The 14,220-nt window shown below is 55.4% G+C and carries 17 protein-coding genes; 6 read left to right on the top strand and 11 right to left on the bottom strand.

The window, feature by feature from the left end:
• Window positions 1-83 precede the first annotated feature (83 nt).
• The 4 genes from tcyN to tcyJ form a co-directional block, all read right to left on the bottom strand.
• Window positions 84-842 carry an L-cystine ABC transporter ATP-binding protein TcyN gene (gene tcyN / locus F9C28_RS07325; RefSeq protein WP_199014574.1) on the bottom strand — a complete coding sequence of 253 codons (759 nt, stop codon included), beginning with the start codon at window positions 840-842 and terminating at the stop codon, window positions 84-86.
• Window positions 839-1,507, bottom strand: a complete 669-nt coding sequence (gene tcyL, locus F9C28_RS07320) for a cystine ABC transporter permease (protein ID WP_199014573.1) — start codon at window positions 1,505-1,507, stop codon at window positions 839-841. The genes tcyN and tcyL overlap by 4 nt, the downstream gene beginning before the upstream one ends.
• A gap of 28 nt (window positions 1,508-1,535) precedes the next feature.
• Entirely contained in the window at window positions 1,536-2,522 is a 987-nt protein-coding gene (gene dcyD, locus F9C28_RS07315) for a D-cysteine desulfhydrase (RefSeq protein ID WP_199014572.1), read from the bottom strand.
• A 122-nt stretch (window positions 2,523-2,644) separates the two neighbouring features.
• Entirely contained in the window at window positions 2,645-3,445 is an 801-nt protein-coding gene (gene tcyJ / locus F9C28_RS07310; protein WP_199014571.1) for a cystine ABC transporter substrate-binding protein, read from the bottom strand.
• 216 nt (window positions 3,446-3,661) lie between these two features.
• On the opposite strand from tcyJ, the gene amyA reads away from it, so the two are divergent.
• Entirely contained in the window at window positions 3,662-5,155 is a 1,494-nt protein-coding gene (gene amyA / locus F9C28_RS07305; RefSeq protein WP_199014570.1) for an alpha-amylase, read from the top strand.
• Between the two features lie 62 nt (window positions 5,156-5,217).
• Here amyA and yedD read toward each other — a convergent pair whose 3' ends face one another.
• Entirely contained in the window at window positions 5,218-5,631 is a 414-nt protein-coding gene (yedD, locus tag F9C28_RS07300) for a lipoprotein YedD (protein WP_199014569.1), read from the bottom strand.
• Window positions 5,632-5,841: 210 nt separating this feature from the next.
• Here yedD and yedE point away from each other — a divergent pair, with 210 nt between their 5' ends.
• Window positions 5,842-7,059 (top strand): selenium metabolism membrane protein YedE/FdhT, encoded by a 1,218-nt coding sequence (gene yedE / locus F9C28_RS07295; protein WP_199014568.1) that lies wholly within the window; start codon window positions 5,842-5,844, stop codon window positions 7,057-7,059.
• Window positions 7,056-7,289, top strand: a complete 234-nt coding sequence (gene yedF / locus F9C28_RS07290) for a sulfurtransferase-like selenium metabolism protein YedF (RefSeq protein ID WP_199014567.1) — start codon at window positions 7,056-7,058, stop codon at window positions 7,287-7,289. The genes yedE and yedF overlap by 4 nt, the downstream gene beginning before the upstream one ends.
• Window positions 7,290-7,312: 23 nt before the next feature.
• Here the strand turns inward: yedF and F9C28_RS07285 are convergent, their stop codons facing one another.
• A complete protein-coding gene (locus tag F9C28_RS07285; protein ID WP_199014566.1) occupies window positions 7,313-8,170 on the bottom strand; it encodes a MurR/RpiR family transcriptional regulator in 858 nt (285 codons plus the stop codon).
• Between the two features lie 326 nt (window positions 8,171-8,496).
• On the bottom strand, window positions 8,497-8,697 hold the full coding sequence (dsrB, locus tag F9C28_RS07280) for a protein DsrB (protein ID WP_199014565.1): 201 nt from the start codon (window positions 8,695-8,697) through the stop codon (window positions 8,497-8,499).
• A 140-nt stretch (window positions 8,698-8,837) separates the two neighbouring features.
• Between dsrB and F9C28_RS07275 the strand changes: the two genes are divergently transcribed.
• On the top strand, window positions 8,838-9,074 hold the full coding sequence (locus F9C28_RS07275) for a DUF2525 domain-containing protein (RefSeq protein ID WP_199014564.1): 237 nt from the start codon (window positions 8,838-8,840) through the stop codon (window positions 9,072-9,074).
• 239 nt (window positions 9,075-9,313) lie between these two features.
• Here the strand turns inward: F9C28_RS07275 and dgcQ are convergent, their stop codons facing one another.
• Both dgcQ and F9C28_RS07265 read right to left on the bottom strand, forming a co-directional pair.
• Window positions 9,314-10,996: a cellulose biosynthesis regulator diguanylate cyclase DgcQ gene (dgcQ, locus tag F9C28_RS07270; protein WP_199014563.1), complete on the bottom strand. Its 1,683-nt coding sequence runs from the start codon at window positions 10,994-10,996 to the stop codon at window positions 9,314-9,316.
• Window positions 10,997-11,292: 296 nt separating this feature from the next.
• Window positions 11,293-11,472, bottom strand: coding sequence for a YodC family protein (locus F9C28_RS07265; RefSeq protein WP_199014562.1), 180 nt, complete (start codon window positions 11,470-11,472; stop codon window positions 11,293-11,295).
• Between the two features lie 31 nt (window positions 11,473-11,503).
• Here F9C28_RS07265 and F9C28_RS07260 point away from each other — a divergent pair, with 31 nt between their 5' ends.
• A complete protein-coding gene (locus F9C28_RS07260; RefSeq protein WP_199014561.1) occupies window positions 11,504-11,677 on the top strand; it encodes a hypothetical protein in 174 nt (57 codons plus the stop codon).
• 51 nt (window positions 11,678-11,728) lie between these two features.
• On the opposite strand, the gene F9C28_RS07255 is transcribed toward F9C28_RS07260, so the two are convergent.
• On the bottom strand, window positions 11,729-12,643 hold the full coding sequence (locus F9C28_RS07255) for a DUF808 family protein (RefSeq protein WP_199014560.1): 915 nt from the start codon (window positions 12,641-12,643) through the stop codon (window positions 11,729-11,731).
• Window positions 12,644-12,824: 181 nt separating this feature from the next.
• On the opposite strand from F9C28_RS07255, the gene yedA reads away from it, so the two are divergent.
• Complete coding sequence (yedA, locus tag F9C28_RS07250) at window positions 12,825-13,736, top strand: drug/metabolite exporter YedA (RefSeq protein WP_199014582.1); 912 nt, start codon at window positions 12,825-12,827, stop codon at window positions 13,734-13,736.
• Here yedA and F9C28_RS07245 read toward each other — a convergent pair whose 3' ends face one another.
• Entirely contained in the window at window positions 13,737-14,213 is a 477-nt protein-coding gene (locus tag F9C28_RS07245) for a very short patch repair endonuclease (protein ID WP_199014559.1), read from the bottom strand.
• Window positions 14,214-14,220 lie beyond the last annotated feature (7 nt).

Raw genomic sequence — 14,220 nt, 5'->3', positions numbered from 1 at the left:
ATGACGAAAGCAGGTATGCCTGAAAGTGTGCGTATTGCCTGAAAACACAACCCGCTACGGGGGAGACTTACCCGAAATCTGATTTATTCAACAAAGCCCAGAAACTTATCAAGGAACTGACGGGTACGCGGTTGCTGAGGATCGGCAAATACCGCCTTCGCAGGCCCCTGCTCCACAATCCGCCCCTGGTCCATAAAAATAACCCGGTCAGCAACATCCCTGGCAAAGCTCATCTCATGGGTAACAATCACCATGGTGCGCTTCTCCAGCGCCAGCTGGCGCATCGTATTCAGCACCTCACCAACCAGTTCAGGATCCAGCGCCGAGGTCGGCTCATCGAATAAAATCACTTCCGGGCGCATGGCCAGTGCCCGGGCGATGGCCACCCGCTGCTGCTGCCCCCCGGACAACCGTTTGGGATAGCTATTTTCTTTACCGGTTAACCCCACTTTCGCCAACAGCTCAAGGGCCCGGGCGGTGGCCTCCGCTTTTGGCTCGCCTTTCACAATCACCGGCCCTTCAATGATGTTCTCCAGCACAGTGCGGTGCGGGAACAGATTAAAGCTCTGGAACACAAAACCGACATGCTGGCGCAGCGCCCGCACTTTCGCCTTCTGGCGGCTCAGCGGCTGGCTGGCGTCAATCGAGATATCCCCAACGGAAATAATACCGCTCTCGGGCTTTTCCAGCAGGTTAATACTGCGCAACAGGGTTGTCTTACCGGAGCCACTGGGCCCGATAATGGCCACCACTTCCCCGGACTGCACATCAAGATCGATGCCGTGCAGCACCGTTTGTCCGTTAAATTGCTTCACCAGCTGTTTGACATTAATGGTACTCATTTGCTGTCACGCTCCTGGCGGTTCAGTTGTTGCTCAAAATAATTTTGTAATACCGACAGCACCGTCGCCATAACCCAGTAGATTAACGAGGCAGCCAAATACATGGTAAAGACCTCCAGAGTACGGGAGGTGATCAGCTGTGCCTGGCGGAATAACTCCGGCACCTGGATAGTCGCCGCCAGGGAGGTGTCCTTCACCAGGCCGATAAAGCTGTTGCTCAGCGGCGGCAGCGCCACCCGGGCCGCCTGTGGCAAAATAGCCCGGCGCATGGTCTGCCACGGGCTCATACCGATACTGGCCGCAGCTTCCCACTGGCCTTTATCAATCGAGCCAATGGCTGCCCGCAGTGTTTCTGCCGCATAAGCCGCGGTATTCAGGGATAAGCCAATCATTGCGGCGGGGATGGGATCCAGCTCAATGCCAAATTGCGGCAGACCGTAATAGATCATAAACAACTGGGCAATCAGAGGGGTGCCCCGGAAGACGGAAATATAAAAGCGCGCCAGCCAGGAGAGTGGCCAGACCGGGGACAGGCGCATCAGCGCCAGGATAAACCCCAGTACCAGACCAAAAAACATCCCGCCAATACTGAGTTGCAGCGTAAAGACGGCGCCTTTGAGTAAAAACGGTGCTGAATCCAGCACCAGTTGAAGACTTTCTTGCATTAGTAATTATATCCTGCCAGAGGGCTGGTCAAACATGGGGATGATAGGCGAACAGCGCCGGCGCCCCGCCGGTGTGCACAAACAGGATGGCGCCATCGTCTTTAAAACGTTTACGGCTGATACCATCAATAAGCCCGGCCATCGCCTTGCCGGTGTAGACCGGGTCCAGCAAAATCCCTTCCAGGCTGGCCAGGAGTTTTACGGCCTCATTGCCGGCGTCATTTGGCATACCGTAACTGGGGGCGAAATAGTCATCCCACAGCGTAATCGGTGCTGTCGCCGTGATCTCCAGCGCATTTGCCACGCCCTGCTGCAGGGCGACGACTTTAGGCTGTTGCTGCGCCACGGTACGCGAAACGGTAACCCCGATCACTTCGACCTCAGGAAGCAAATGTTCAAGGCCCACCGCCAGCCCCGCATGGGTACCGGCACTGCCGGAAGCCACGACAACGCTGGAAAGATCAATAATATCTTCGCACTGGTGGGCAATTTCCAGGGCGCTTTCCACATACCCCAATGCCCCCAGGGCGTTAGAGCCGCCAACCGGCACCACATAAGGACGAAAGCCCTGCGCTTCGAGGCGTTCCGCCAGTTCAGCCAGTTGGCTATCCGGGGCATCCAGTGCGGCGCACATTTCGACTTGTACGTTATACAGATCCAGCAACAGGCGGTTGCCGTTAGTGAGGTAATTTTCCGCCGTGGTGCCAATGGGGTTTTCCAGCAGCGCGACACAATGCAGGCCCAGTTTCGCCGCCACGGCCGCGGTTTGCCGTACATGGTTTGACTGTATCGCCCCGGCGGTCACCAGTGTGTCAGCCCCTTCCCGTAACGCCTCGGCGGCCAAAAACTCCAGCTTGCGCAGTTTATTACCACCCATGCCCATCGGGGTTAAATCATCACGCTTAATATAAATTTTCCGGCCGAGATGATCAGAAAGCCGCGGCAGATACTCCAGCGGTGTGGGCGCGCCAATCAGCTCCAGGCGCGGAAAATGAGTGAGATGTTGCAGTGGCATATAACCTCCAGACGCACAAATTCTGCTTGATGCTGGTTATTATGCACCAGCACAGCAGGATCCAGGCCCCGGTAATGAAAAAAGGTGCTGTTTTCAGCACCTTTAAGATAAACAGACGAGCATTATTTAGTAACGTCGGCACCAAACCATTTCTGGGACAGTTTCTCCAGCGTACCGTCCTGATGCATCTTCGCGATCGCATCGTCCACCGCCTTGAGCAGATCCTCATTACCTTTACGCAGGGCAACACCGGATTCCTGACGGGAGAACGGCTCACCGGCAACCGCCAGTGTGTTATTGGTTTTCTTCACCAGATCCAGCGCCGCCAGGCGGTCAACCAGAATGGCATTGATACGGCCAACGCGCAGATCCTGGTATTTCGTCGGATCATCGTCATAGGTGCGAATATCCACACCCGGTACGTTCTGGCGCAGCCACTCTTCATAGTTGGTGCCCAGGCCGACGCCCACTTTCTTACCTTTCAGGTCAGCAGCGGTTTTAATGGTGTTTTCATTGCCCTTTTTCACCAGCGCCTGAATACCGGAAACGGTATACGGGGTGGAGAAATCATATTTTTTCTTACGCACATCAGAGATAGTGACCTGATTGATCACCACATCAATACGTTTCGAATCCAGAGACGCCAGCATCCCATCCCATTTGGTGGGCTTCAGATCGGCTTTCACGCCCAGATGCGCAGCCAGTTGCTGGGCAAACTCCACTTCAAAACCGGTAAGTTTGCCGTCATCGCCCTGGTAACTGAACGGCGGATAGGTTCCTTCCAGCCCCACCAGCAAGGTGCCGCGCTCTTTAACTTTATTTAACAGTCCTTCAGCAGCGACAGCCTGAACACTGGCGCCAGCAACCATCACGACAGCCAGAGCCCCCAACAGGGAACGGCGACCAAATTTTGCAAAATTCATAGATACCCCAAATCAATAATTTATTGCTAGTGTAGAACGATGCACTCCGTTGCGTTACAACGCTACGCTACAAATTATTCCTTTTCGTTATATAGGGAAAGTAGACTTTTCTCAGCGTTTGTGAGCGCTGCCGCAATCGAATAATATTCCTCCAACCTGCGGCTATTTTTGCCACCCCCTCCATACTCAATAATTCTATTCGCTGGCGAGGTGATTATGTCCAATCCAACATTATTGCAATGCTTCCACTGGTACTACCCGGCAGGCGGCAAGCTCTGGGAGACGCTGGCATCTGAAGCCCAGCACTTTCAGGCGCTCGGCATCACGATGGCATGGCTGCCCCCGGCCTATAAAGGCGCCTCCGGTGGCTATTCTGTTGGTTACGACAGCTATGATCTGTTCGACCTGGGCGAGTTTGATCAAAAAGGCAGCGTCGCCACAAAATACGGCACCAAAGCACAACTGCTTGAGGCGATCCGCGCCCTGCAGCACCAGCAGATTGCGGTTCTGATGGATGTGGTGGTTAACCACAAAATGGGGGCAGACGAAAAAGAGTCAATTACGGTGAACCGGGTCAATGCGGATGATCGCACCCAAATAGACACCACCCCAATCCCCTGCGAAGGCTGGACGAAGTACACCTTCCCCGCTCGCCAGGGGCAATATTCGGCGTTTATTTGGGACTTTCGCTGTTTCAGCGGTATTGATCATATCGAAAACCCGGATGAAGACGGGGTATTTAAAATCGTCAATGACTACACCGGAGAGGGCTGGAACGACCAGGTGGATGACGAAATGGGCAATTTCGACTACCTGATGGGCGAGAATATTGATTTTCGCAATCGGGCGGTAACCGAAGAGATCAAATACTGGGCCCGCTGGATGCTGGAGCAAACTGGCTGTAACGGCTTTCGCCTTGATGCGGTCAAACACATCCCCGCCTGGTTCTATAAGCAATGGATTGACCATGTGCAGGAAACCGCCCCCGATCCGCTGTTTATTGTCGCGGAATACTGGTCCCACGAAACGGATAAACTTCAGGCCTATATTGACCAGGTGGACGGCAAGACCATGCTGTTCGATGCCCCGCTGCAAATGAATTTTCATACCGCCTCGCGCCAGGGGCGTGACTATGATCTGAGCCAGATCTTTAGCGGCACCCTGGTCGAGGCCGATGCATTTCATGCCGTCACCCTGGTGGCTAACCACGACACCCAGCCTCTTCAGGCCCTGGAGGCCCCGGTCGAAGCCTGGTTTAAACCGCTGGCCTACGCCTTGATCCTGCTGCGGGAAAATGGCGTCCCCTGCGTTTTCTGGCCGGATCTCTTTGGCGCGGGCTATGAGGATACCGGCGATGACGGCAACACCTATCACATCGACATACCGGCCATTGCGGTACTACCGTCGCTACTTACCGCCCGTCAGCGCTTCGCGCATGGTGTACAAACTCTGTGGTTTGATCATCCCAACTGCATCGCCTTTAGCCGCAGCGGTACCGCATCGCAGCCAGGCTGTGTGGTGGTAATGTCAAACGGCGATGAAGGGGAAAAGGTTATCCCACTGGGGGAAAATTTTGCCGCGAAGGTATGGTGTGATTTTCTCGATCCTGAACGCCAGCACGTCGCCTGCGATGATCAGGGCCAGGGAACCTTCAGTTGCCCGGCGGGTGGGGTCAGTGTTTGGGTATTGCAGGAGGTGCTGGATCAGTAGTGATATACTGTCAGCCCGGGACCTTCCCGGGCAGCAGCCCTGAAATAAGACGCTTCAGGCGATTATTTGATACTGGCCGGTAACGGATGTTTAGCCAGGTAATCGGTACATTCTGGTGTCAGGCGGTTCACCTTGTGGAAGGTCATCCCGGCATAATTCAGGCTGGCAGTGTCGAGAGCAATATCGTAGATCTCAAGCTTACTGGTCACGTTATACAGATAATCATCCCGGCGCATTAATTTCCCCGGCACGGCAATCACCCGCTGCCATTGCCGGCAATCCAGGGTATCCCCATCTGCGGTAACCACCAGGCTGGCGATGGCTTCCGGGCTGACCAGTTTGCTCTGCGGGCCACTGCTCTGCCAATACCCAACCATTTCCTGAGGTGCGGGCACTTTTACAACGTGTTGGTAGTTGTCCACCTGCACACAGCCACTAAGTGCCAGTGCAGTGGCCAGAATTGCTATTTTTTTCATCCTCTTCCCCGATGCGGAGCAAAAAAATATTTTGGCATTAAAGCTCGCCGCCCGCCACCCCTGTAAGCACCGCGGTGAAAATTGATCAGGGATAAATAATCACCACATTGAGTAGTGGTTCTGATGGGTAAGGCGTATGATTCGCGCCTTACCTTTTGGCGCCCCGGCGCACAGAGTGACGATTCCGTCTGAGTTCAGAGGATAACCGCCATGTCCTGGCACGACTTCAAGCAACAATACCTTATCAAATTCTGGTCACCGGTTCCGGCGGTTATCGCCGCCGGCCTACTCTCTACCTATTACTTCGGGATAACCGGCACCTTCTGGGCGGTTACCGGTGAATTTACCCGCTGGGGGGGCGAACTGCTCCAGCTTGCGGGGGTTCATACGGAAACCTGGGGCTATTATAAGCTGATGCATCTGGATGGTACCCCATTGACCCGCATTGATGGGGTGATGATTATCGGCATGTTTGGGGGCTGTTTTGCCGCCGCCTTATGGGCCAACAATGTAAAACTGCGCTTTCCGCAGCATAAAATCCGGGTATTCCAGGCCATCATCGGCGGCGCCATTGCCGGGTTTGGCGCGCGCCTCGCCATGGGGTGTAATCTGGCTGCCTTCTTTACCGGGATCCCGCAGTTTTCACTGCACGCCTGGCTGTTCGCGCTGGCAACCGCCATCGGTACCTGGTTCGGGGCCCGTTTTACCCTGCTGCCGATGTTCCGTATTCCGGTGACATTGCAAAAAGTGACTGCCGCCACCCCCTTTACCCAGCAGCCGGATCGCGCTAAACGCCGCTTTCGCCTCGGAATGCTGGTGTTTATCGCTATGCTCGGCTGGGCCGCGTCCCTGGCTCTCCATCAGCCCAAACTGGGGATGGCGATGCTGTTTGGGGTGGCATTTGGCCTGCTGATTGAGCGGGCGCAGATCTGTTTTACCTCCGCGTTCCGCGATCTGTGGATCACCGGGCGCACCCAAATGGCCAAAGCCATTCTGGCGGGGATTGCCGTCAGCGCGCTGGGGATTTTCAGCTATGTGCAACTGGGCATGGCGCCAAAAATTATGTGGGCAGGCCCCAACGCCGTGATCGGCGGGCTACTGTTCGGGTTTGGTATTGTGTTGGCGGGGGGCTGTGAAACCGGCTGGATGTACCGCGCCGTTGAGGGCCAGGTCCACTACTGGTGGGTGGGTATTGGTAACGTGCTGGGCTCCACGCTGCTGGCCTGGGTATGGGACGATATCTCAGCACCGCTGGCAACCCGCTGGCCAAAAGTTAACTTACTGGAACGCTTTGGCCCACTGGGCGGCCTGCTGGTGACCTATCTGCTGTTACTGGCCGCGTTTTTGCTGATCGTCGCCTGGGAGAGACGCTTCTTCCGCACGAAAAAAGCTGCCGCCCCGGCAGCCACAATGGAGAATTCCCTGTGAACCAGCCTGTCCCTGATTTTCGGCTTGATATGCGCGGTGAGCCCTGCCCTTACCCGGCGGTGGCGACCCTTGAGGCACTTCCTCAACTGGCCAAAGGCCAGATCCTTGAAGTGATCAGCGACTGCCCGCAGTCGATTAATAATATCCCCCAGGATGCCCGTAACCACGGGTACACCGTACTGGATGTGCAGCAGGATGGCCCGACCATTCATTATCTGATCCAGCGCTGATCCCCGGCCCGGGCTACCCGGGCCTATTTACCCGGTACCACCCACGCCCCGCTGCGTATCATGTAATTTTCGGCGTGCTTAATCCGCTCCACCGCCTGGGCGCCGTGGCGGTTAACCAGCGCCGCCAGCAGTGATTCTGCCACCCCCATCCCGGCCACCACCGACGGGAAAAAAGACGGGCCATCGGTAGGAAACCAGAGGGATTTCGCCGCCCCCGCCGCCAGCGGAGAGGTCATCGCGTCCGTTAACGCAATAATTGTCGCCCCCACAGCACGGGCCGCCTCATGAACCATCAGGGACTCCCGGGAGTATGGGGCAAAACCGATAATCACCAGCACATCCTCAGGGCCAATCTCACGGGTAAACATCTCGTCATTACTGGCGAAGCCGTCGATCAGCGACACCTGCTTATTAAATAGCCGGTAGACATAATAAACCGACCAGGCAATGGGGAAGCTGGCGCGGAAGCCACAAATATAGACATGCTCAGCATCATCCATCAGAGCGATAGTCTCCCCCATGGCGGCGCGATTTTCATCGCGGCAGCGGGCCATATTGCGGGTATGGGCGGCAAACATATCGTCATACAGCCGGGCAGGATCGTTGGCCTCCTCCACCAGCCGTCTGGCCCGGCGGGTCGGGCTTTCGGCACTCACTGTCAGGCTGGTAATAAAGTCGTGCTTTAATGCCGCCCAGCCCTCATAGCCCAGGCGCTGCGCCAGGCGATGCAGAGTGGCGGGCTTCACCCCGGCGTTATGTGCGTAAGCGCGCATGGATAAGGTCATCACATCGTGGCTGTGGGTCAGGGTAAAGCTTGCCGCACGCTGCAGCTCAGGGGTAAGGAGCGATAATGACTGCTGGATACGTTGTCTGGGATGCATCTTTTTTATCCTGGTCAGTAACGGGCGTAACCTGTTGCTAATCATGAAGAATTAATGAAGTATCACAGCGTTATATCGCGAAAGGCTCAGGATAGGCAGAAGAAAAGATGAGAACCGGATCAATATCTCAAAATACAGAACCCGGGCAGGCCCCGGGTATGGTTTAACCCCCATCCGGCGCTTATCTCCGGCACTCACTTGCTGTGGCTTAGCTCTTGAAAGGGGTGAAGGAACTATACCCCATAGATGGCAATCACGCTTAGCTATTGTTGCCATGACAATAGTTATCACGGTAATTATTTTACAGAATTATCTGTTCCCCCGGGTTACGCATTCTCCCCGGAAGATCCCTCAACAAAAATCCCGTCCGGGTGGCCTTTTTCATTAAAAAACCAGATGCCCATAGGGTAATCTTCCAGAGAGACTAGGTACATTGTCCCTTCGCTAAACGCCTCAACCGCCAGCACAACACCAGGCCGACGCGGGCCACCATCTGTTTTTACCGTTACCCGATCGTTAATATTCATATAACCTCCAAATTTCTCTCCTCGCAGTGTAGCCCAAAACACAGGCAGTGATAATCATTCCCGTTTTGCGCCCTGCCGGGCAGAGAAATTCACGCTGCCCGCTATACTCTTTAATGGGCACGTAACCAGGGGTCCAGCAAATGAAACGTACAATACCCACCTTCCGTGCTGCCACGCAGACGCACGCAGATGTTGATGTTGATGCTTTGCTGGCGGCAATAAATGAGATCAGCGAGAGCGAAATCACCCTGACTGGCGGTGACGAGGACCCACAGCAAGTGACGATTGGCGGTTCCCGTTATCACACCCTCAGTGAACTGGCAGAAGCGTTCGAGCTGGATATCCGTGACTTCAGTAGCGTGGAATGTAATCGCTGAAGAAAAAGATCCCCGCATACGCGGGGATCAAGCTTGCCTGAGCAAGAAGCAGTTGAAAATTCGTTACACCAGGAACCCGATGCCCAGACAAGATATAGAGGTTTAATCTGCCAGACAAGCCCCATTCTGCCACCTATTTATTCTGTTTAACTCTCTGTTTTTGCTATACCCTGCCCAAGCCAGGCAGGGTGCCGCCCCGGCCGGTTTCCCCCGATAATCATCTGCAATCATCTGCGGGATCAATCACCATAATTGGTGGGTGGCGGTTCACCGGTACAGACCTGATCGCGGCCGTGAGTTTTCGCATAATACAGCCGTTTGTCGGCCCGGTTTTGTAAATGGGTAAAATCATCAGGCCCCGATTCGGTGGTGCAACTGACCCCAAAGGACGCGGTAATGCGGATAGTAGTCCCGGCATGCACCAGCAGCTCTTTGCTGCTGATGCGCTGGCGTATACGTTCCGCCACCAGCCCGGCATCCGCCAGGTTGACCCCGGGTAATAAAATACAGAACTCCTCGCCGCCAACCCTGCCGGCCACATCAGCACTGCGCAGGGCCGTCATGATTGTCGCCCCGGTATGGGCAAGGACCTTATCACCGGTGCTGTGGCCGTGTTCGTCGTTGATCCACTTAAAGTGGTCGAGATCCATCTGGATAACCGATAACGGCAGGTGCTGCTCGCGGCACGTTTTCATCTGCCGGTTGGCACTATCATAAAACGCCCCCCGGTTATATAACCGGGTCAGGGTGTCAAAGTTAGCCCGCCAGCTAAGCGCCCCCTGCAGGCGAATCATGCTGCTGACCAGCCGTAACATGACATACCAGCTCACCATCAGGATCACACTGCACAACACCCCCAGCAGCAGCAAAACACTGCTGATATTCCCGAACTCCCCTTTGATCCCTTCCCGCAGGGTATGGATCTTCACCAGAACCCCATCATAGCTTTTTAGCTTCGCCCAGGAGACAAAACGCGACCCCATGCGCACATAGCCTTCCATTTGATCACCGCTCACCACACTGCTCAACTGGTGCATCTGAGCCTGGCTAAAAAGGGGGTTCTGGGGCGGGAAAAAGGCACTCGATGCTATCTGATCGAAGTGGCGGTTGAACAGTAAAATGGTGCCATCACTTTTATTATGGATAGCGTTAAGCAGAAACGCATGGATAGAGTCCAGCGAGAAGTCCATTCCCAGCACCCCATACCAGTTCATGTCCATATCCAGCGGAACACTGGCAGTGATTCCGCGCAGCGGGTAGATGCTGGCGGTCCAGATAACCCCCCGGGAGCGGTTGACGTGCTCCCGGTTGCCCCCGAACCATGCGGCATCCAGAATCTGCGGCATAATCCGTTCACTGCGGTTACCCGAGGGCAGTGGCGAGGTGCTCATATAGTATCCCGCCCGGGAGACGTAAAACACCCGGCGCTGAAAATCCCGGCTGTAATCAGCAAGCTGTAATATATAACTGAGTTCGAGGGTCGCCGTCAGCTCACCGTCCAGATCGTCAAAATCCCGGGTCAGCGGCGGGTGGTGTTCAACAAACCCATCAGAGACACCATAAATCGGCAGGCCGCGCTGTTGATCCAGGCGGATCATCCAGTCGGGATCAGTACGCCGGGCATCGAATTGCCGAATAGCCTCGCGGACTTTATCGGTGGATGCCGGGGACTGGAGCGCATAGTGCATAGTGCTGCGGTAGAATAACAGATTGTCCACACTGCGCTGGAACTGGCGATCCACGGTGGATGCCACCCCTTCCAGGCCGGAAAGTTGCTCCCCGATGTAGGCCCGTTCCAGCACCACAGCAACCCGCCATGACAACAGTAACGACAACAGCAATACTGCACTAAAACAGCAGTTCACTACCCGAATCGGGTTTTTGATCCGGCTCAGCATTTGCCGGATAGAACCGTTGGACACTCGTGTACTCCCTGATACATCACAGGCACTCACCACAAAGACCAGGTAAGTAACGCGGTTAATTAGCGATTACCGGGCACCAGAGCCCCGCAATCCGGCATAAAGAATAATCTGGCGTACAAAACAATCTGGCACACAAAAAGAGTGTAGCGGTTCTGCACACATCGCACGCGGGAATCGCCTATCCCCCCTGCCCTATGACTCGCAATGCAAAAAACCCTCCGAAGAGGGTTTAGGGAGCGGTGCTGTACAAATGTTGCGAGGTGGCCGGGAAATGACAGTTCTCCGGCCAGAGATTAACGTTCACAGGCGAAAGCCTGCTCGCCCGGTAACAGTTCATCTTCGTGAAAAGCCTCACGCTGCACGGCGTAACCATCATACCAGCGGCACTCAACCATGCCGCTGGACAGCCCGGTTACCACCATGCGCTGCCCGCCACTCTTGTGCATCACTTCATCACTGACCACATAGACCATAAATGACTCCGGTATCAGGGGTGAAAATTCAGTGGTAAAACGTATTCAGCCAGCTCACCGTCGTACTTCTGACATGCAGCACGGTGGCAGCGCAACAAAACACATCCCTGAGTCTCACCCCGCTGGGGAGGTCACGCCTTCCGCGTTCTACCGTAATGCCGATCGCGAGAAGCGCCGCATTGCCACCCACCTGCACCTTGAATAATAGGGTATAGCTAATAGTGGCAATTTTGCGCAACATATATACAACATTTTTTTAATGGTCACCACCCCCGCGCAGGTGCTGAATGAATTCAACAACTAAAATAATCACGCCGCCACAAATAGCACCGGTCACAATGTTCACCACCGACGGTAATAACATCTCCCCCACGGCCCCCCCGGCGGCAGCCCACTGTGCTGTCAGATGATGCAACGGCGCGATACCGTGTACCAGAATGCCGCCCCCGACCAGGAACATCGCAATGGTCCCCACCACGGTGAGCAATTTCATTAGCCGTGGCGCCAGGGCCAGTAGCCCGCGGCCGAGCAGTTTTGCAGCACCGCTGTGGCGCTCAACCAGCCAGTATCCCATGTCGTCCAGTTTAACGATCACCCCGACAATGCCATACACCCCGATGGTCACCAGCACGGCTATCCCGGCGAGGATAATTATCTGATTCAGCAGCGGCGCCCCGGCCACGATCCCCAGGGTGATGGCGACGATCTCGGCAGATAAAATAAAATCGGTGCGAATCGCCCCTTTTACTTTATCGCGTTCATAGACCTGCATATCCGCGCTGTTTAGTGCTTCCAGCCGCTGGATCCGCGCCTGTTCAGGATCAACACCTTTATGCCGGGACAGACTATGGATAACCTTTTCCATCCCTTCGAAGCATAAAAAAGCCCCGCCCATCATCAGCAACGGCGTGATAGCCCAGGGAATAAATGCACTGATCAACAGCGCCAGCGGCACCAGGATAACTTTGTTCAGTAGCGACCCTTTGGCCACCCCCCATACCACGGGCAGCTCCCGGTTAGCGCGCACGCCAGACACCTGCTGGGCGTTGAGTGACAAATCGTCCCCCAGCACCCCGGCGGTTTTTTTCGCCGCAACCTTGCCCATCACTGAGATATCGTCCAGCAGCGTGGCGATGTCATCCAACAGCGTTAATAAACTACTTCCAGCCAACTTTTTATCCTTTTTTATACGTCATTACCGCCACGTAGTATGGACGAAAATAAACGGACCTTAAACATTTAACGCCGTCAATTAGAATTAACAAAACAGATACAATTAAATAACTCGCCAGCTATCTGTTTTTCTCGTTTACTAATAGCCTTGATCGTTGGTGTCACTGCTGCGAGGCTGTATGCGTGTTGGTCGTCTGTTACCCCTGCTCGGCGCGCTGTTTGCGCTCTACATCATCTGGGGCTCTACCTATTTTGTTATCCGTATTGGTGTTGAAAGCTGGCCACCGCTACTGATGGCCGGTATCCGTTTCAGCGTGGCCGGGTTACTGATGCTGGGGATCTTACTGGTACGCGGCCACAAGCTACCCGCCCTGCGGCCAATGCTGAATGCGGCACTATTGGGCTTTTTATTACTGGCAATGGGTAACGGCTGTGTCACCGTGGCGGAACACCAGAACGTGCCCTCCGGTATTGCCGCGGTCATGGTGGCCACGGTGCCATTATTTACCCTGTGTTTTAGCCGGTTATTCGGCATCGCCACCCGTAAACTGGAATGGGCGGGGATAGCCATCGGCCTGAGCGGTATTATTTTGCTCAACAGTGGGGGAAATCTCAGCGGTAATCCCTGGGGAGCCCTGATGATCCTCGCCGGCTCCCTAACCTGGGCTTTTGGCTCGGTCTATGGCACCCGTATTGAACTCCCCCAGGGGCTGATGGCGGGCGCGATTGAAATGCTTGCGGCCGGGCTCCTGCTGCTGCTCGCCGCCGGCATCAGCGGTGAAAAACTCGAGCACGCGCCGTCACTACAGGGCTGGCTGGCGGTGGGTTATCTGGCGGTGTTTGGCTCGATGATAGCCATCAGTGCTTATATGTACTTGATTCGCACCGTCACCCCGGCGCTGGCCACCAGCTACGCTTATGTAAACCCGGTGGTGGCAGTCTTGTTAGGCACCACCTTTGCCGGTGAGTCACTGTCGCCGCGGGAGTGGCTGGCCCTGGGGGTGATTATTCTGGCAGTGGTGCTGGTCACCCTGGGCAAATCGCTGTTCCCGGATAAACCCCGGGTAGTGCCCTGCAAGCGCGCGGACTGATTAATCAGGCAGGTCGCTGGTGTGGATCCCCTCAGGATCAATCTGCGCCAGCGGCCCTCCCGCGCACAGCCACTCTTCAATACGTTCGGACAACCACTCATCGTCCCGGCGTAACTTACCCCGCAACGCACATTCCCAGATGATCAGTACCCGCCAGCCATCGTCCCGCAGCTGGCGGATAACCAGGTTATCGCGGCGCACATTGGCGGCAATCTTGCTCAGCCAGAATTCAGTACGGGTAGCCGGAACCTTAAAGAGATAACAGTGGTGGTGATGCCAGAAGCAGCCGTGGGTAAAAATCACACTCCGGTAACCCGGGATAACAAAATCCGGCTTACCGGGCAGCCCCTGCCCCTGTGGCTGCCAGTCAACGCCGGTCTGCGTCAGCAATCCGGCGAGCCGTTTTTCAATGGCGGTGTCCCGGGTGCCGATGGCGCGCATATTTTTGCTGCGCACCGCCTTACTGTGAACGTCCACCCGGGTA

This window comes from Shimwellia pseudoproteus (assembly GCF_016415625.1).
Lineage (GTDB): Bacteria > Pseudomonadota > Gammaproteobacteria > Enterobacterales > Enterobacteriaceae > Shimwellia > Shimwellia pseudoproteus.
Note: the sequence above shows the minus strand (reverse complement) of the source record. Positions and strands in the feature narration are given on the sequence as shown.

Coding starts and splice junctions, on each gene's coding strand:
- yedE (WP_199014568.1), top strand. CDS start 5,842: ATGTCCTGGCACGACTTCAAGCAACAATACCTTATCAAATTCTGGTCA.
- dcyD (WP_199014572.1), bottom strand. CDS start 2,522: ATGCCACTGCAACATCTCACTCATTTTCCGCGCCTGGAGCTGATTGGC.
- yedD (WP_199014569.1), bottom strand. CDS start 5,631: ATGAAAAAAATAGCAATTCTGGCCACTGCACTGGCACTTAGTGGCTGT.
- F9C28_RS07265 (WP_199014562.1), bottom strand. CDS start 11,472: ATGGTCTATGTGGTCAGTGATGAAGTGATGCACAAGAGTGGCGGGCAG.
- tcyL (WP_199014573.1), bottom strand. CDS start 1,507: ATGCAAGAAAGTCTTCAACTGGTGCTGGATTCAGCACCGTTTTTACTC.
- F9C28_RS07275 (WP_199014564.1), top strand. CDS start 8,838: ATGAAACGTACAATACCCACCTTCCGTGCTGCCACGCAGACGCACGCA.
- yedA (WP_199014582.1), top strand. CDS start 12,825: ATGCGTGTTGGTCGTCTGTTACCCCTGCTCGGCGCGCTGTTTGCGCTC.
- dsrB (WP_199014565.1), bottom strand. CDS start 8,697: ATGAATATTAACGATCGGGTAACGGTAAAAACAGATGGTGGCCCGCGT.
- tcyN (WP_199014574.1), bottom strand. CDS start 842: ATGAGTACCATTAATGTCAAACAGCTGGTGAAGCAATTTAACGGACAA.
- F9C28_RS07285 (WP_199014566.1), bottom strand. CDS start 8,170: ATGCATCCCAGACAACGTATCCAGCAGTCATTATCGCTCCTTACCCCT.
- amyA (WP_199014570.1), top strand. CDS start 3,662: ATGTCCAATCCAACATTATTGCAATGCTTCCACTGGTACTACCCGGCA.
- tcyJ (WP_199014571.1), bottom strand. CDS start 3,445: ATGAATTTTGCAAAATTTGGTCGCCGTTCCCTGTTGGGGGCTCTGGCT.